Source organism: Mycobacterium sp. PSTR-4-N, assembly GCF_022348085.1.
Lineage (GTDB): Bacteria > Actinomycetota > Actinomycetes > Mycobacteriales > Mycobacteriaceae > Mycobacterium.
This window is the reverse complement of record NZ_JAKRFN010000015.1, coordinates 1-16,656: the sequence shown is the minus strand read 5'-3', so window position 1 is coordinate 16,656 and position 16,656 is coordinate 1. Positions and strand designations below refer to the sequence as shown.

Annotated in this window: 13 protein-coding genes and 1 tRNA gene; 8 read left to right on the top strand and 6 right to left on the bottom strand. The window is 67.7% G+C overall.

The genetic code is table 11. The annotated features are described in order from the left end of the window. Positions 1-13 precede the first annotated feature (13 nt). From MHN84_RS18995 to MHN84_RS18985, 3 genes are read left to right on the top strand one after another with little or no spacing between them, the layout of a single operon-like run. Positions 14-1,009: a hypothetical protein gene (locus MHN84_RS18995; protein ID WP_374238390.1), complete on the top strand. Its 996-nt coding sequence runs from the start codon at positions 14-16 to the stop codon at positions 1,007-1,009. After that, positions 1,006-1,269: a DUF5703 family protein gene (locus tag MHN84_RS18990; protein WP_241206055.1), complete on the top strand. Its 264-nt coding sequence runs from the start codon at positions 1,006-1,008 to the stop codon at positions 1,267-1,269. The genes MHN84_RS18995 and MHN84_RS18990 overlap by 4 nt, the downstream gene beginning before the upstream one ends. Beyond that, entirely contained in the window at positions 1,269-2,330 is a 1,062-nt protein-coding gene (locus MHN84_RS18985) for a quinone-dependent dihydroorotate dehydrogenase (RefSeq protein WP_241206054.1), read from the top strand. The genes MHN84_RS18990 and MHN84_RS18985 overlap by 1 nt, the downstream gene beginning before the upstream one ends. Here the strand turns inward: MHN84_RS18985 and MHN84_RS18980 are convergent. Both MHN84_RS18980 and MHN84_RS18975 read right to left on the bottom strand, forming a co-directional pair. Then, a complete protein-coding gene (locus MHN84_RS18980; protein ID WP_241206053.1) occupies positions 2,327-2,866 on the bottom strand; it encodes a YbhB/YbcL family Raf kinase inhibitor-like protein in 540 nt (179 codons plus the stop codon). The genes MHN84_RS18985 and MHN84_RS18980 overlap by 4 nt on opposite strands. Positions 2,867-2,892: 26 nt before the next feature. Next, on the bottom strand, positions 2,893-4,227 hold the full coding sequence (locus MHN84_RS18975) for a M20/M25/M40 family metallo-hydrolase (protein WP_241206052.1): 1,335 nt from the start codon (positions 4,225-4,227) through the stop codon (positions 2,893-2,895). A 75-nt stretch (positions 4,228-4,302) separates the two neighbouring features. On the opposite strand from MHN84_RS18975, the gene MHN84_RS18970 reads away from it, so the two are divergent. Both MHN84_RS18970 and MHN84_RS18965 read left to right on the top strand, forming a co-directional pair. Continuing rightward, positions 4,303-4,388: transfer RNA gene (locus tag MHN84_RS18970), tRNA-Leu, on the top strand. A gap of 32 nt (positions 4,389-4,420) precedes the next feature. Next, positions 4,421-5,377, top strand: coding sequence for an alpha/beta fold hydrolase (locus MHN84_RS18965; protein ID WP_241206051.1), 957 nt, complete (start codon positions 4,421-4,423; stop codon positions 5,375-5,377). A gap of 10 nt (positions 5,378-5,387) precedes the next feature. On the opposite strand, the gene MHN84_RS18960 is transcribed toward MHN84_RS18965, so the two are convergent. The 4 genes from MHN84_RS18960 to MHN84_RS18945 form a co-directional block, all read right to left on the bottom strand. Next, the gene (locus MHN84_RS18960; protein WP_241206050.1) at positions 5,388-6,803 is read right to left on the bottom strand and encodes an HNH endonuclease signature motif containing protein; all 1,416 of its coding nucleotides are present in this window, start codon (positions 6,801-6,803) and stop codon (positions 5,388-5,390) included. A gap of 47 nt (positions 6,804-6,850) precedes the next feature. After that, entirely contained in the window at positions 6,851-7,603 is a 753-nt protein-coding gene (locus MHN84_RS18955; protein WP_241206049.1) for an ANTAR domain-containing protein, read from the bottom strand. 138 nt (positions 7,604-7,741) lie between these two features. Beyond that, positions 7,742-11,674 carry a bifunctional nitrate reductase/sulfite reductase flavoprotein subunit alpha gene (locus tag MHN84_RS18950; protein WP_241206174.1) on the bottom strand — a complete coding sequence of 1,311 codons (3,933 nt, stop codon included), beginning with the start codon at positions 11,672-11,674 and terminating at the stop codon, positions 7,742-7,744. An 11-nt stretch (positions 11,675-11,685) separates the two neighbouring features. Beyond that, complete coding sequence (locus MHN84_RS18945) at positions 11,686-13,086, bottom strand: NarK family nitrate/nitrite MFS transporter (protein WP_241206048.1); 1,401 nt, start codon at positions 13,084-13,086, stop codon at positions 11,686-11,688. Between the two features lie 211 nt (positions 13,087-13,297). On the opposite strand from MHN84_RS18945, the gene MHN84_RS18940 reads away from it, so the two are divergent. Genes MHN84_RS18940 through nirD form a run of 3 tightly spaced genes read left to right on the top strand, consistent with a single transcriptional unit; the run spans position 13,298 to position 16,419 of the window. Then, positions 13,298-13,651 carry a molybdopterin oxidoreductase gene (locus MHN84_RS18940; RefSeq protein WP_241206047.1) on the top strand — a complete coding sequence of 118 codons (354 nt, stop codon included), beginning with the start codon at positions 13,298-13,300 and terminating at the stop codon, positions 13,649-13,651. Between the two features lie 3 nt (positions 13,652-13,654). Beyond that, positions 13,655-16,120 carry a nitrite reductase large subunit NirB gene (nirB, locus tag MHN84_RS18935; RefSeq protein ID WP_241206046.1) on the top strand — a complete coding sequence of 822 codons (2,466 nt, stop codon included), beginning with the start codon at positions 13,655-13,657 and terminating at the stop codon, positions 16,118-16,120. Further along, positions 16,117-16,419 carry a nitrite reductase small subunit NirD gene (nirD, locus tag MHN84_RS18930; RefSeq protein ID WP_241206045.1) on the top strand — a complete coding sequence of 101 codons (303 nt, stop codon included), beginning with the start codon at positions 16,117-16,119 and terminating at the stop codon, positions 16,417-16,419. Before nirB ends, nirD begins: the two co-directional genes overlap by 4 nt. Positions 16,420-16,656: the final 237 nt, after the last annotated feature.

The following is a 16,656-nucleotide window of genomic DNA, read 5'->3' as shown; positions in this document are numbered from 1 at the left end:
TCGTCACGGATTGGTGACGCTGGCAATCCTGCTGGTAGCAGCGTGTTCGTCGGACAAGGCGGCCACGCCCCCGCCGACCATCTCACCGGCGCACGCCGCTGACTCGCCGCCGGTCACCGGCACGCCGGCAGGAAGCGTTCGCCCGTCCCCCGCCGGGGTGTTCGCAGCGGTCGTCGATCCGTCCACCCGCGCGCTCGTGATGCTCAGCGCCGAGGGGCCGGACCGCGCGACGCTGACGATCATGGACCCGGATGGCGCTGCGACCTCGGTCCCGCTCGCCGGCGGCGCCACCGCACTGACAGCCGACGGCCCCGGTCGCGTGGCGGTCGCGATGCGCGGCGCGTACGCCGTGGTCGACGTCGCGACGCGGGCCGTCTCCCGGATGCCGGTGACCGGGCACGAAGACGCGGAGTTCACCGCGATCGCGCGGCGCAGCGACGGGCAGGTGGTGCTCGGCGATGCCGGCGGCACGGTCTACACGCTGGCCGCGGACGACCAGGTCGCCGCGTCGTTGAAGATCTTCGCCCGGGTCGACGGCATCGTCACCCAGGGCGACACCGCGGTGGTGCTCGACCGCGGACAGACATCGGTGACGAGCCTCGACACCGAGGGCACCAGCGCTGATCTGGCGCTGCGCGCCGGCGACGGCGCCACCACGATCGCCGCCGACCCCAATGGTCGGGTCCTGGTCGCCGACACCCGGGGCGGTGAACTGCTCGTCTACGGGGTGAATCCGCTGATGTTGCGTCAGCGCTACCCCGTCCCGGACGCGCCCTACGGGCTGACCGCGTCGGGCGCCGGGAAGAAAACAGGACTCGCCTGGGTTGCCCAGACGGCGACAAACACGGTCGTTGGTTACGATCTGGCGACCGGCATCCCCGTCGAGAAGGTGCGATATCGAACCGTGCGGCAACCGAACACGCTGGCATTCGACGATGGGTCGGACACCCTGTACGTGGTGTCCGGCGCGGGCGACGGTGTCCAGGTGATCCCGAAAGCGACGCCATGAGCGCCGGCTCGCGAGGACGGATGCCCGCGGCGTGGAGCCAAGCGGTCGCCGACGATCCCGGTGAGTACGAGTGGATTCCGCTGCGTCTGCCACCCGACATGACGCGGGTGAGCGCGTCGGTGCGGCTGTCGATCGAGGCCGAATATCGCGGCTGGGAACTGACCCGCGTGCGGCTCTACACCGACGGCAGCCGACGGGTGTTGCTGCGCCGCAAGAAGCGTGGTGACTCCACGCAGGAACCCGGTCAGCCGGCGCTGTGATGTACGCAGCGCTGCGGCGCGCCATGTTCCTGGTGCCGCCCGAGCGGATCCACCACGTCGTGTTCGCCGCCCTCCGCGGTGCCACCACTCCCCGGTTGACGCGAGAAGCGTTGGCACGCAGGTACTCTCAGTACGACCCCGCGCTGGCCACCACCGTCTTCGGAGTGCGGTTCCCGGCGCCGCTGGGGCTGGCCGCCGGTTTCGACAAGGACGGGCTGGGCGCGAACACGTGGGGCGCGCTGGGATTCGGGCACGCCGAGGTCGGCACCGTGACGCCGCGACCGCAGCCGGGCAACCCCGCGCCGAGACTGTTCCGGCTGCCGGACGATCGGGCGCTGCTCAACCGGATGGGTTTCAACAACCATGGCGCATCCGCGTTGGTGCGCACGCTGGCGCGTTCCAGTCCGGCGGTCCCCATCGGGGTCAACATCGGCAAGAACAAGACCACACCGCCGGAGAACGCGGTCGACGACTACGCCGACTGCGCGCGGCTGCTCGGACCGCTGTGCAGCTATCTGGTGGTCAACGTCAGCTCACCGAACACCCCTGGGCTGCGCGATCTGCAGTCGGTCGAATCCCTGCGCCCGATTCTCAACGGGGTCGTCGCCGCCACGTCGGCGCCGGTGCTGGTCAAGATCGCACCCGATCTGGCGGACGACGATGTCGACGCCGTCGCCGACCTGGCGGTGGACTGCGGGCTGGCCGGGATCGTCGCCACCAACACCACGATTTCGCGCGACGGGCTGCGCACGCCCGGGGTTGCGGAGTTGGGCGCCGGCGGGGTGAGCGGACCGCCGGTGGCGCGCCGCTCCGTGGAGGTGCTGCGGCGGCTGCAGCGGCGGGTCGGCGATTCCCTGGTGCTGATCAGCGTGGGCGGGATCGAGACCGCCGACGATGCGTGGGAACGCATCACCGCCGGCGCGTCCCTGCTGCAGGGGTACACCGGCTTCGTCTACGGTGGCGGCTCCTGGGCCAGATCCGTCAACGAGGGTGTCGCAGAACGCTTGCGCGCCAACGGTTTCACCAGTCTTAGCGAGGCCGTCGGCTCGGCGTCCGATTAACCCTTGATTTCGTAGGTCCCCGTGATCATTGCGCGGGCGATCGCGTGGCTGAACAGATTGAAGCCCAGGTAGGCCGGTGTGGCATCGGCGGGCACGTCGAGCTTCTCCACGTCGACGGCGTGCACGGCGACGATGTAGCGGTGCGGTCCGTGTCCCGGCGGCGGGGCGGCGCCGATGAAGCGCTTGAGCCCGGCGTCGTTGGACAGTGTGACCGCGTCGCCGGGGAAGCCCTGGCTGCTGCCGTCGCCGACACCGGCCGGCAACTCGGTGACCGTGGCCGGCAGGTTGAACACCGCCCAGTGCCAGAACCCCGAACCTGTCGGCGCGTCGGGGTCGTAGACGGTGACCGCGAAGCTGCGGGTCTCCTCCGGGAAGCCCGACCAGCTCAGCTGCGGCGACACGTCCTCACCACCGGCGCCCATGATCCCGCTGACCTGCTCGTTCCCCCAGGCGTCGCCGTCCTCGAACGACTGCGAGGTCACCGTGAATGTGGGCAGTTCGGGGAGGAAGGAATACGGGTCGTAGTCGAACGCCATGGCGAGACAGTCCTTTCAGTCGGTGGTCAGCTGTGCAGGAGAAAGTGTTCGAGCACCTGCGCGCCGAAGGTCAACGCGTCCACGGGTACCCGTTCGTCGACGCCGTGGAACAACGCCGCGAAGTCCAGCTCGGGCGGGAGCCGCAACGGCGCGAACCCGAAACAGCGGATGCCCAGCCGGGCGAAGTGCTTGGCATCGGTGCCGCCGGAGAGCATGTAGGGCACGGTGCGCGCGTCGGGGTCGGTGGCCAGGATGGCCGCGTTCATAGCCTCGAGCAGCTCACCGTCGAAAGGTGTTTCATACGAGGGTAGTTCGGTGACCCACTCGCGTTTGACGTCGGGACCGATGATCTCGTCGACCTCTTTTTCGAACGCGGAGAGCCGCCCCGGCAACACCCGACAGTCGACCATGGCCTCCGCCGTGGCGGGGATGACGTTGGCCTTGTACCCCGCTTTGAGCATCGTCGGGTTGGCGGTGTCACGCAGCGTGGCGCCGACGATGCGCGCGATGCCGCCGAGCTTGGCGACCGCGCCCTCGATGTCGGGTGACGTGGCGTCGAAGGTGTAGCCGGTCTCCTCGCTGACCGCGGCGAGGAACTGCTCCACCGATTCGGTCAGCACGATCGGGAACTGGTGACGGCCGAGTTTCGCGACGGCCTCGGCGACGGCGGTGACGGCGTTGTCCTCGTGCACCATCGAGCCGTGCCCGGCGCGTCCGCGGGCGGTCAGCCGCATCCACATCATGGCCTTCTCGGCGGTCTCGATGAGGTAGAGGCGCCGGTCACCGCCGTCGCGGCGGGGCACGGTGAGCGAGAAGCCGCCGACCTCGCCGACGGCCTCCGTGACGCCGTCGAACAGGTCGGGGCGATTCTCGACGAGCCACTTGCAGCCGTAATTGCCGCCGGCCTCTTCGTCGGAGACGAACGCGAACACCAGGTCGCGGGGCGGGGTGATGCCGGCACGCTTGAAGTGGCGGGCGACCGCGATGATCATCCCGCACATGTCCTTCATGTCGACCGCGCCACGGCCCCACACGTAGCCGTCCTCGACGGCGCCGGAGAAGGGGTGCACGCTCCAGTCGGACGCCTCGGCGGGGACGACGTCTAGGTGGCCGTGCAGCATCAGGGCGCCTCGCGACCGGTCGGCACCCTCCAGGCGGGCGAACACATTGGCTCGGCCAGGTGCGCCGGCCTCGACGTATTCGCAGGTGTAACCCACTTCTTCGAGCTGGGCGGCGACCCAGCGGGCGCAGTCGGCCTCGCCCTTGGTGGTGGCGAGCTCACCGGTGTTGGAGGTGTCGAAGCGGATCAAGGAACTGACGAGATCGACGACCTCATCGCTGGGAGTCAGGGGACCGCTCACGCCCCCTTTCCTACCACCCGCTCCCGGTTTGGGTCCGAGCCCACCGATCCGTTAACCTAAGCTGCCTTCGAACTGGTCCGAGTGGCGGAATGGCAGACGCGCTAGCTTGAGGTGCTAGTGCCCTATTAACGGGCGTGGGGGTTCAAGTCCCCCCTCGGACACTCTTCAACTCTCGCCGATGCACGATCGGCCGATGAGCACCGCGCCGCGCGGCAGCCGCGGTCGCGATCGAGGACCGGGGGCATCAGTGAGTGTGACCCACGGCGGCTTCACGAGTGATCGCGCTCGCAACGACTTCCTGACGCTCTACGAGCGATTGCGGGCGCTCGGCCCGGCACCCGCCGCCGTGCACGACCTACCCACGGACTTCGGGATGGTCCGGGCTTACCGGTACGGACCCGAGCGTGGCGTGCCCGTCGTCCTGGTCCATGGGTTCTTCATGACCTCGGCGATGTGGTGGGCTCAGACGAGTGATCTGGCAACGGATTTCACCGTGTACACACTGGACATGCCAGGGCAGCCCGGTGCGAGTATGCAGACCGCGAAGATGAGCGGGCCAGCCGAGGCGGCGCTCTGCCTCGATGCCGTCTTGGCGGGCCTGGGTCTGCGCGGGGTGCATCTGGTCGGCCACTCCTACGGGGGCTGGCTGGCCACGCATACAGCGGCACTGCGACCCGAGCGCGTGGTGTCGCTGACGTTGATCGACCCGGCGCACACGGTGGTTCGCCTGTCAGGGAAGTTCTGGCGAAGCCTCGCCGTCTTGTTGGCGCGTCCCCACTCCATCCGCGCGGAACGCGCCGCGTCCTGGATAACGGGGCATCCCCCGGCGGGTAGCGATATCGATGTGCTGAGGGCGGTGTTTCTCGCCGGATTCGATGCCTTCGCGTTGCCGGTGAACACGCCTCCACTGCGCTTTCCCGGGGACCGATTGCTCCGGTCGGTCGGCGTTCCGACCCAGGTCCTGTTGGCGGGTAGATCAATCCACAACGCCGACAGGGCTATTCGGCATATCCAGGACGTCGCACCGCACTGGCGGGTTCGCCTGTGGCCCGACGCCACGCACGCGTTGCCCGCCGAGAAACCCGGAGAAGTCAACGCGTGCATTCGCCAGTTCGCGCGCACGTCAGCGGCCGGAGACGGCGAACTCTGAACTCCGGCGGTCACGCCACTTCGTCGTCGGGTGGTGCGGGTCCGCCGGGGCCGTCTCCGTCGGGTGGGCGGAGGAGGCGTTCGGGGGTGTGGTGGGTGTTGACTCTTGCCTGGCCGGTGTCGAGGTCTGGTGGTGGGGTCCATTCGACGTCGTGGCGGTCGTTCATCGTGGTGGTCCAGCCACCGTCTTTCACCGCGCGGTTGTCGGGTGGGCAGGCCAGGCCGAGGTCGTCGATGTTCGTGAGCCCGCCCTGGGCCCAGTCTTGGGTGACGTGATGCACCTGGCAGCCGTACGCCCCGACGGGGCAGCCGGGTTTGGTGCAGCCCCCGTCGCGGGCGATCAGCATGACCCGCTGCGCCGCCGAGGCCACTCTGCGGGTGCGGAACAGGTCCAGCGCGGAACCGGTGGCCCGGTCGAAGATCGCCAGATAGTGGGAGGCGTGCGCACCCATCCGGATCACATCGCGGATCGGCAGCCGCGTCCCACCAGCGCTCACGCCGATCCCGGCGCGCGATTCCAGGTCCTGCAGCGTCGTGCGCACGATCACCGTGACCGGTAACCCGTTCAACTGGCCCAACTCCCCGCTCATCAACGCGATCCGCCCGACCGCGACCAGCGCGTCGTGCTGGCGTTGAGCCAGGCTGCGGTGATCACCATCGATCTGCGCCTGCGTCGGAGTCCCCGACGTGCAGGGTTCGGGGTCGTCGGGGTTGCACATGCCCGGGGCGGCGTAGCGGGCGAAGATCGCCTCCCACACCGCCGCGGCTTCTGGGGTCAGATCTGCCCGCCACGCCGTCATCCCGTCCCGACCCTGCCGAGATTTCGTCAGAGCCCGTTTCCGGGTGCGTTCGGTGTCGTCGGGTTCAGGCCCGTCCTGATCGAGCAGAAACAGCTCCAACTCTGCGGCGTCGCGCGTTTCTTTCGGGCCGGCGCCGGTGGCGATGCGCACCACATCGGCTTCGAACTGCTCGCGCGTGACCGTGTCGACGAAGCCGGGCAGCTTGTCGACGACCTTGCGGATCACCTCGACATGCTCCGGGGTGATCCGCCCCTGCTCCTGCGCGGCCGCGGTCGCCGGCAACGCCGGCGGTAACGGCGTCCCGGTGATCGACTGCCGGAGAGCCAGCAGCGCCGCTTCTGTCAGCCGGCGGTGCGCTTCGGAGCCGCTGATCCGGTATCGGATCGCCAGCACGTCGCGCCAGTTCTTGGCGCCCATCTTCTGCGGGGTGGTCTCGACCTGCAGCCGCGCCAGGGCGCGATGCCCGGCGGCCGGCAATCGGCAGGACGCGGATTGCAGCTCATCGAGCAGCTCGACGACCTCGGCGGCGGTGGACAGGTCCAGATCGGCGGCGAGCACGGCATCGACACCGGCCCGTAACTGCGCCACCGCCTCCGCCACGCCCACCGACATACTTCGAACATACATTCGAACACCGACAAATTCGGCCCACCGTGATTGACGGCCGTGACAGTTCAAGCGGACGACGGAGGTGGCAGATGGTCGGCGTCGATGAGTTTGCGGGCGATGTCGCGGAGCGGGGTGTTGGTCTCTCTCGAGAGTCGCTTGAGCAGTTGGAACGCTGCGACCGCGTCGATGCCGAAGCGCTCCATCACGATCCCCTTGGCTTGGCCGATCGTGTCTCGGGTATCGATGGCACGCCGCAACTGCTCGGTCTCGGCTACCAAAGCCTGTTCCCGCTTGCCACGACGCGTGTTTTCCGCCGTGTTGACCGCTGTCAGTGCGTGCAGCAGCTCGGCCACCGGACACGAGTCGCCGGCGTCGATGGCCCGGGCCATCAACGAAAGCGCGCCCCCGACATCGGCGACCTCCTCCACCTGGTGAAATACGCCCAGCAGCTCGCCGTGATCGATGATCGGCGAATTGGTCGGGCTCCACACCTTCGGCAGAAAACCGTCGGCCACGGCGGGGTCCGGAATGTCGTAGCGCTGAATCCACATGTCGTGCTTGCGACCCGTGCGCATCGCGGTCTCCAGCGACGCCGCGAGATTAGCGGTGCCGGTGGCTTGAGGGTCGCTGGGATCATCCGGAAAGGCGTCGAACATGAACTGCTCGACGAGTTCATCGCTCTCGCGCAGCGTGGCACCCGCGTACGCCGGCGTCACTGCCCGGATTCGCAGCTGGGTGTCGAGCACCAACACCGGCCGGGCGGGGAACTGTTCGCCAACCTTCCTGCCGATTGCATCGAATGCCTGCTGATTGCGCATCCCGAAAGCTCTCACGTCTAGTCGTGTGCGTCCACCTGCTCGAACGCCCCACCCTCCAAAATTCGTTCCAGGCTACGGCGTCGTCACCGAACAGGCCAGACGGCCACCCGAACTTCTCGCCGTAGCGTCCCGAAACGCTCAGTACACGTCGCGCACGTAGCGCTTGTCCCCCACCAGCTCCCGCTTGTACGCGTGCGCGGCCTCGTCGTTCATGCCGCCGTGCGTCCGGATGATCGTGGTCAACGCATCATCGACATCGCGCGCCATCCTGGCGGCGTCCCCACAGACGTAGAAGTGCGCACCGTCTTCGAGCCAGCGCCAGACATCCGCGCCGTAGTCGAGCATCTTGTGCTGCACGTAGACGCGCGTCGACTGATCGCGTGAGAACGCCAGATCCAACCGGTTCAGAAATCCGTCGGACACCATGTCCTGCAGGTCTTCTCGATAGTAGAAGTTCTGCGCTCGGTGCTGATCACCGAAGAACAACCAATTGCGGCCGGTGTGCCCGAGAGCTCGTCGCTCCTGCAGGAACGCACGGAACGGTGCGACGCCCGTGCCCGGGCCGACCATGATCATCGGCGTGCGAGGGTCGGTCGGCGGCCGGAAATGCGGCGACCGTTGCAGGAACACCGGAACCGTTGTGCCGTCGGCAAGATCGGCCAGATGGGTCGAGCCGACCCCGCCGCGCGGCTCACCGCCCGGGTTCGAGTAGCGGACCACCGACACGGTCAGCTGCACCTCGTGCGGACTGACCAGCGGGCTGGAGGAAATCGAGTACTGCCGCGGCGTCAACCGCACCAGCACCTCCTGCCACACTTCGAGGTCGGCACGCACCCCGAACTCGGCCACCAGATCGAGGCCGTTCCGGTTGGCGAGCCACCGATCCCACTCCCGCCGGTTCGCGCGCATCCGTCGCACAGAGGCCCCGTCCCGGCCGTGCTCCGCGGCGAAGGCGACAAGATCGGGCGTCACCGTGCACACGTCGTAACGAGTCACCAGCGCGTCACGCAGCGGCATCGCCACGCCGTCTACCACGACATCCTCAGTGCCGGCGAATCCGGTGGCCCGCAGCCACATCTCGACGGTGGCATCCGAATTCCGCACGTAGACGCCGAGCGAATCCCCCGCAGCGTAGGAGACCTCGTGCGCACTGATGTCGAACCCGAACTGTCGCACCTCCTTTGCCGCACCGGGTGGCGTCAGCGCCACGTTGCGGCACAGCGGCGCTTCGACCGGATTCGCCCGCGTGAATGTGACCGGTTGGAGAGACGTCACCGTGTCGGTCGGCGCTGCGCCGGTCAGACTCTCGGCGACCGCGTCGGCCCACCGGGCCATCGGCGCCTCGTCGTGAACTTCGCAGTCGGCGCGCTCGAGCATCCTGGTGGCGCCCAGCGCGGTCAGTCGTGCGTCGAGAGCTTTCGCGTGACCGCAGAAGTTTCCGTATGAGCGATCGCCCAACCCCAGTACCGAATAGCGCATCCCGCTCAGTGCGGGGGCATCCGCGGCCGTCAACCGCTCCCAGAACGTCGCTCCATTGTCAGGTGGCCCCCCATCGCCGAACGTGCTGGTGACGATGACCACCTCACTCGCGTCGGCCAGCTCCGCCACGTCGATGTCGTCCATGGCCGACAGCCGTGCCCCGCCGAGCCGGCGGCTGACCCGGGCCGCGAACTCCTCGGCGTTCCCGGTCTGGGACGCCCACAGCACCAGCGGTCCATCCGGCGACGGCGTATCGGACGCACGGGAGTAGCGGCCGGCCAGCATGCCCTCGACGAACCACCGCGTCTGCATGCTCAGCGGCGCGTCGGCCGGCAGTACAGGGACGCCCGGTCGACCCTGCTCGACACCGGCGAAAAAGCCTTGCAGATAGAACTTCTCGTGGTCTGCCACACGCGGCGCGGCGATCGGGGCCAACCGGACGGCACACACCTTGAGCTCCGGCTGCAAGGACGCGGGGTCGACGGCGTCGTTGGTCAGCGCATTGACGGTGAGATCCTCACCGTGCTCGTCGTTCCAGTGGAACGGCACCCAGGTGCACCCCGGTCTGACACGATCGGTGACGACGGCGGGCAGCACCGCCCTGCCCCGCCGGGACACCACCTCGACCGCACTCCCATTCGCGATCTGCGTGGCCTCCGCGTCGTCGGGATGGATTTCGATGAACGGTTTCGGATTCAGCTTGTTCAGTTTGGCGACCCTGCCGGTCTTGGTCATCGTGTGCCACTGATGTTGCAGCCGGCCGGTGTTCAGGACCGCGGGATAGTCGCCGTCGGGCCGTTCCGCGGCGTCGACGTGCGGCCGTGCATGGAACACGGCACGGCGCGACGGGGTGGGGAACGCCAGGCGCGGGCGGCGACCGTTGGCGTCGACGTACAGGGGTTGCGAGACACCGTCGTTGACGTAGCGAATCGCGTTGCGGTCGGGCGATCCGGCGGCGCCGTCCTCGGGCGGGCATGGCCACTGCACCGGGGCGTCGCGAAGGCGCTCGTAGGTGATGCCGCGCAGGTCGTAGCCGGTGTCCGGGTTGGTGAACCGACGAATCTCGTCGAAGATCTCCTCGCTGGACTTGAAGTCGAAGTCGTCGCCGAACCCGAGGTGGCGCGCCACCCCGCAGATCAGCTCCCAGTCCGGCCGAGACTCCCCCAGCGGCGGAATCGACTGCGCCAACAGCGTCATCGTCCGCTCGGAGTTGACCATCACCGCATCGGCCTCGGCCCACAGCGTCGCGGGCAACACGATGTCGGCATGGCGGGTGGTGGCTGTCTCGGCATACGCATCCTGCACGATCACCAACTCGGCAGCCTGCAGCCCCTCCAGAACCGTCGCACGATTGGCCACGCTGGCAACGGGATTGGTGCAGATGATCCAGATCGCCTTGATCTGCCCGTCGGCCAGCCTTCGGAACGTCTCGATGGTTCCCGGCCCGACATCGGCGCGAATGGTGCCGGGCTCGAGCCCCCACTGCTCCTCGACGAATGCGCGGTCCTGCGCGGCGAGCACGGCCCGCTGGCCCGGCAGACCGGGCCCCATGTAGCCCATTTCGCGCCCGCCCATCGCGTTGGGTTGTCCGGTCAGCGACATCGGCCCGCTGCCCGGCCGGCAGATCGCGCCGGTGGCCAGGTGCAGGTTGCAGATCGCGGTGGTGCTGGCGGTGCCGTGGGTGCTCTGGTTCAGACCCATGGTCCAGCAGGTCATCCACTCCCCCGCCTCGGCGATCATCGTTGCGGCGGTGCGAATGTCGGCTTCGGAAAGGCCGGTGATCTCCGCGACGCGATCGGGCGGGTAGTCGGCGAGCAAGGCCGGCATCGCCTCCCAGCCCTCGGTGTGCTCGGCGATGAACTGTTCGTCGATGGCGCCGTCCGCGACGAGCAGGTGCAGGATGCCGTTGAGCAGGGCCAGATCGGTGCCCGGCCGGATCTGCAGGTACAGATCGGCCCGGTCCGCGGTGGTGGTGCGGCGCGGATCGACGACGATGAGCTTCGCGCCGGCTTTGAGCCGATCGGCCATGCGCAGGTACAGGATCGGATGACAGTCGGCCATGTTCGAGCCGATCACGAAGAACAGGTCGGTGCAATCGAAATCGCTGTACGACCCGGGCGGTCCATCGGCGCCCAGCGACTGCTTGTAGCCGACACCGGCACTGGCCATGCACAACCGCGAGTTGGACTCCAGGTGAATCGTACGCAGGAAGCCCTTGGCGAGTTTGGTTGCCACGTACTGTGATTCGATCGACATCTGCCCGGACACATAGATCGCCACCGCATCGGGGCCGTGCTCGTCGACGATCGCCCGCAATCGACGACCCGCCTCGGCAAGCGCGTCGTCGACGTCGACCGCCACCGGGTCCGCCCCGCGCGAGGGGCGCAGCAACCCCGTCGTCAGGCGACCGTCGGTGGCGGCCATCAATTCGGCATGCGTCGCCCCTTTGGTGCACAGCCGGCCGGCGTTGGTGGGGTGCAGGGTGTCACCGGACACCGTCGCGATCACCGGTGCACCGGTCGCCGAGTCGGGTCGGGTCTGGACCGAGATCCCGCATCCGACACCGCAGTACGAACATGCGGTGCGGGTCAGGTGGCTCGAGGTCACACGCCGACCTCACCCAACCGGGTGCTCTTCCGGATGTAGAAGAACCACGTCACGATCAGCAGGACGATGAAGAATCCGACGTAGAACTGCAATGCGGGCTGGATGGTGCCGAACGAGGATTTCGACCAGGCGTAGGCCAGCGGCACGATGAACCCGCCGAATGCCCCGACCGAGGAAATGATTCCGAGGGCTCCGGCGGCCTGGCGCCGCATGTGCACCATGGTCTCGGGTGAACCACCAGCGTCCTGACCCTTGATCAGGAAGATCTTCGAGATCATCCGGTAGGTCGAGCCGTTGCCGATGCCGGTCGCCACGAACAAGAACATGAAGGCGATGAAGAACACCGGGAGGTTGACCGCGCGGACCGACCACAGGGCCGCGGCCGCGCCGACGGCCAGCATCACGAAACTCAGGGCGGTGATGCGCGCGCCGCCGATCCGGTCGGAGAGTTTCCCGCCGAGCGGACGGGCGATCGAACCGATGCCGGCGCCGAGGAATGCCCACGTCAGCGCGATGTCACCGCGGCCGAACACCGCCTTGAGCAGCGTCGGAAATGCGGCCGAGTAGCCGATGAACGAGCCGAAGGTGCCGATGTAGAGCAGCGACATGATCCAGGTGTCCGCGTGGCGAAGCGACTGGAACACCGGCTTCACGTCGGCCTTCGCCTCGGTCAGGTTGTTCATGAACAGGAAGGCGCACACCGCCGCGGCCAATGCCAACGGCACGTAGAACAGCCCAGCCCGCGACAGTGCTACGCCGCCACCGGCCACCACGACGATCGGGATGATCTTCTGCGCCACCGCGACACCGATGTTGCCGCCGGCGGCGTTGAGGCCCAGCGCCCAGCCCTTCTCCCGCTCCGGATAGAAGAACGAGATGTTGGCCATGGAGGACGCGAAGTTTCCGCCACCGAATCCCGCAGTGGCCGCGATCAGGCACAGCGCCACGAAGGGCACGTCGGGATTGCTCACCGCCCACGCCATCAGCAGGCACGGGATCAGCAGCAGCATCGCCGAGATGACTGTCCAGTTGCGGCCACCGAACACCGGAACGGCGAAGGTGTAGGGGATGCGCAACAGAGCGCCGACGCCGCTGGGCACCGCCACCAGCCACAGGGCCTGCGACGTCGTCAGCGCGAAGCCGGACGCCGCGGCGGCACCTCCGGGTCCTGCCGTCATCTGCACCACGACGATGCTCCACAGCAGCCATACCGAGAACCCGATGTGCTCGGCGAAGATCGAGAAGATCAGGTTGCGCCGGGCGACCGGTTTACCCACGGTGGACCAGAATTCGGGCTCCTCCGGTCGCCAGTCGTCGATCCAGTGCCTGCCGCGCCGCGATGGCGCCGGCGGGGCGACGGCCACAGCCTGCGCGGAGTCGCTGTCGGTGACGGTCATGGTTTCTCCTACCGGGGGAAGGGGCGGTTGGGGTTGAACCGAGTGAACTGCCGCGCGATTCCACACCCGTTGCACCTCGATGACGCGGCGGAAAACTCGCCCTCACATCCGCGCTGAGCTCACCGTGAGGCCGTCGTCGAGTGAGCGGGGGTATCCACAGGCGCAGCGTCACCGAAACCGGACGGAAACACGGTGCTTTTAGCTTCGCAGCATGTCCGACGGAAGCAGTCCGCAATTCCTGCAAGGCACTTTCACCTTCGTGGGCAAAGGCTATGACGCGCCCTTGCCGGTAGACGCCTCGCTCAGATATCAGGTGCCCGCCGGCGCCGTCGCCCAACCGGTGTACTTCCGGGGCGGCAATTCGAGCGACGAGATGATCAGCGTGGTGCTCTACCGGGACGGCATTCCGATGCGGTACTTCCCGATCGCCGCGAAGGGCGCCACCCATGTGGCGCTGCGGGTGGTCGAAGATCTGCTCGCCGACACCGTGCTCGAAATCCAGGTGGCCGCACCCGACGGGCTAGCCGGCACGGTCGTCGTCGATCTCGGCCTGGTCGAGGTGTAGACGATGGCGCAGCGGCTCGTCGTCGTCGGCAACGGCATGGCCGGCATTCGCGCGCTCGAGGAGATCCTCGCCCGCGGCGGTGGTGAACAGTTCCAGATCACCGTCTTCGGTGACGAACCCTACGGCAACTACAATCGCATCTTGCTGTCGAACGTGCTAGCCGGCGCTGACGACCCGACCGACATCTACCTCAACACGCTGGATTGGTACGCCGACAACGACATCGAGTTGCGTGCGGGGGTGCGCGTCGTGCGACTGGACACCTTCGCCCATCTCGTGCACGCCGACGACGGAACCACTCTGCACTACGACAAACTCATCCTCGCGACCGGCAGCCGGTCGTTCTTTCCACCGATGGCCGGACTGTGGGCCGACGACAAGACGTTGGCCGACGGAGTGTTCGGGTTCCGCACCCTCGACGACACCGCGGCGATGATCGCCGAAGCGGCGCACCGCACCAAAGCGGTCGTCGTCGGGGGCGGCCTGCTCGGTTTGGAAGCCGCACGAGGACTCCAGAATCGCGGCCTCACCGTGGATGTCGTGCATGCCGGTCCCACGCTGATGAACGCTCAACTCGACGACCCCGCCGGGGCGATCCTGCGGGCGTCGGTGGAATCGCTGGGCATCGGAGTACACACCGAGAAGCGCACCAGCGAAGTTCTGGTGGCCGACGGCAGCCTGACCGGTATCCGGTTCGCCGACGGCTCCCAGCTGGACTGCGACATGCTGGTGATCGCTGCCGGTATCCGGCCGAATGTCGGCCTGGCCCAACGGGCCGGGCTCACAGTAGAACGCGCCATCGTCACCGACGATCACATGCGGTCGGTAGACGACGACGACGTCTACGTCGTCGGTGAGTGCGCCCAGCATCGCGGTCAGGTCTACGGTCTGGTCGCGCCGCTGTGGGAGCAGGCGCGGGTACTGGCCGACCATCTCACCGGCGCGGACGTCACGGCCGCCTACCACGGATCCCGGGTGGCGACGAAGCTCAAGGTCGCCGGCGTCGACGTCGCCGCGATGGGCGTCAAGGCGCCCGAACACCCCGACGACGAGTTCGTGCAGTACAGCGAGCCCAAACACGGCGTGTACAAGACGGTGGTGATCCGCGACGGCAAGCTGGTGGGCGCCACGCTCGTCGGTGACGTCTCGAAGGTCTCGTTCCTGACCCAGGCCTTCGACAGTGGGCTGCCGCTGCCCGACGAGCGGGTGGCGCTGATGTTCGACATCGGCACGCCCGACGTCGGCGTCGGGATCGCCGAACTGGCCGACGATGCACAGGTGTGCAACTGCAACGGCGTCTCCAAGGGTGCGCTCGCAGCCTGTGTGCGCGACGGTGAGACGTCGGTGTCGGGTGTGATGGCGAAGACCAAGGCCGGCAAGGGATGTGGCTCCTGCAAGGAGCTGGTGTGCCAGGTGGTGGAATGGGCCGCCGACGGCGCCGTCACCGAGGACCCGTCGGCATCCTGGTATGTGCCCGCGCTGCCGTACGACAAGCCGACGCTGATGAGCCACATCCGCGAGCTCCGATTGCATTCGGTGTCCTCGGTGTTCGCCGCACTCGCCCCCGACGGTAAGGAGGACGCGGGCTCGAAGATGGCTCTGGCCTCGCTGCTGGACATGATGTGGGCCGACGAGTTCGTCGACGAGCGCGACGCCCGGTTCATCAACGACCGGGTGCACGCCAACATCCAGCGCGACGGCACGTTCTCGGTGGTGCCACAGATGAAAGGCGGGGTCACCAGCGCCGCCCAACTCCGCAGGATCGCCGATGTCGCCGACAAGTACGACATCCCGATGATCAAGTGCACGGGCGGGCAGCGCATCGACCTGCTGGGCGTGCGCAAGGAGGATCTGCCCGCGGTGTGGGCCGATCTGGACATGCCATCCGGATACGCCTACGGCAAGAGCTTCCGAACCGTGAAAACCTGTGTGGGCAGCGACTTCTGCCGGTACGGCGTGGGCGATTCCACGGCACTGGGCATCGCGATCGAGGAGCGGTACCAGGGGCTGGCGAGTCCGGCGAAGATGAAGCTGGCTGTCACGGGGTGCCCGCGCAATTGCGCGGAGGCACTCTGTAAGGACCTCGGGGTGGTCGCGATCGACGGCGGCCGCTGGGAGATCTACGTCGGCGGTGCGGCCGGCGCGCACATCCGCAAGGGTGACCTGCTGGCCACGGTCGACTCGGCTGATGAGGTGATGACGCTGACGGGCCGGTTCCTGCAGTACTACCGTGAGAGCGCGAACTGGCTGGAGCGCACGTACACGTGGGTGCCGCGGCTCGGGATCGAGCACATCCGGGCGGTGGTCGTCGAGGACGCCGACGGGTTGGCCGCGGGGCTGGACGAGCGGATGCAGAAGTCGGTGGCCGCATACCGGGATCCGTGGCGCGACGGCCGAGAACCCAAGACCGAAGGCCAGTTTCGCACGTCGCTGCCGCTGTTACCGCTCCCCCGGGTGCCGGTTCGATGACTGTCGAGGTCGGCAGGCTCGACGAGATCCCGGTCGGCGAGGGACGCACGTTCGCGGTCGACGGACGCCAAGTGGCGGTGTTCCGGCTGCGTGACGACTCGGTGCGCGCACTCGACGCGGTGTGTCCGCACCGCGGCGGCCCACTGGCCGACGGACTCACCGACGACTGCGTCGTGGTCTGCCCCCTGCACGGGTACGCCTACGACTTGTCGACGGGCAGCGAGACGTCCGGGACGGATTTCGCGGTCCGCAGCTACCCGGTGCAGGTGTCCGACGGCGCCATCAGGGTCATTTTGTAGCGCACTACCACACGGGTCTGACACCAAACCTGTTGTCAGGGCTGTTTATCCACAGCAGGGCCGTTATCCCCAGACGGTCGCTGATGCCCTGGCGCGGCGCCACGGCACGATGTCTTGAGTCAAGAAAGTGGCAGGTTTTTGTTGGCGAGGTAGGCCTGTTTGGGGGTGTGGTCGGCCAGTGCTTGGTGGGGTCGGATGGTGTTGTAGATGATGCGGAAGCGGTGAACTTCCATGTCG

Excerpts from the sequence above, each read along its gene's own strand:
- MHN84_RS18990 (WP_241206055.1), top strand. The coding sequence starts at position 1,006 with ATGAGCGCCGGCTCGCGAGGACGGATGCCCGCGGCGTGGAGCCAAGCG.
- MHN84_RS18985 (WP_241206054.1), top strand. The coding sequence starts at position 1,269 with ATGTACGCAGCGCTGCGGCGCGCCATGTTCCTGGTGCCGCCCGAGCGG.
- MHN84_RS18980 (WP_241206053.1), bottom strand. The coding sequence starts at position 2,866 with ATGGCGTTCGACTACGACCCGTATTCCTTCCTCCCCGAACTGCCCACA.
- MHN84_RS18965 (WP_241206051.1), top strand. The coding sequence starts at position 4,421 with ATGAGCACCGCGCCGCGCGGCAGCCGCGGTCGCGATCGAGGACCGGGG.
- MHN84_RS18960 (WP_241206050.1), bottom strand. The coding sequence starts at position 6,803 with ATGTATGTTCGAAGTATGTCGGTGGGCGTGGCGGAGGCGGTGGCGCAG.
- MHN84_RS18955 (WP_241206049.1), bottom strand. The coding sequence starts at position 7,603 with ATGCGCAATCAGCAGGCATTCGATGCAATCGGCAGGAAGGTTGGCGAA.
- MHN84_RS18945 (WP_241206048.1), bottom strand. The coding sequence starts at position 13,086 with ATGACCGTCACCGACAGCGACTCCGCGCAGGCTGTGGCCGTCGCCCCG.
- MHN84_RS18940 (WP_241206047.1), top strand. The coding sequence starts at position 13,298 with ATGTCCGACGGAAGCAGTCCGCAATTCCTGCAAGGCACTTTCACCTTC.
- nirB (WP_241206046.1), top strand. The coding sequence starts at position 13,655 with ATGGCGCAGCGGCTCGTCGTCGTCGGCAACGGCATGGCCGGCATTCGC.
- nirD (WP_241206045.1), top strand. The coding sequence starts at position 16,117 with ATGACTGTCGAGGTCGGCAGGCTCGACGAGATCCCGGTCGGCGAGGGA.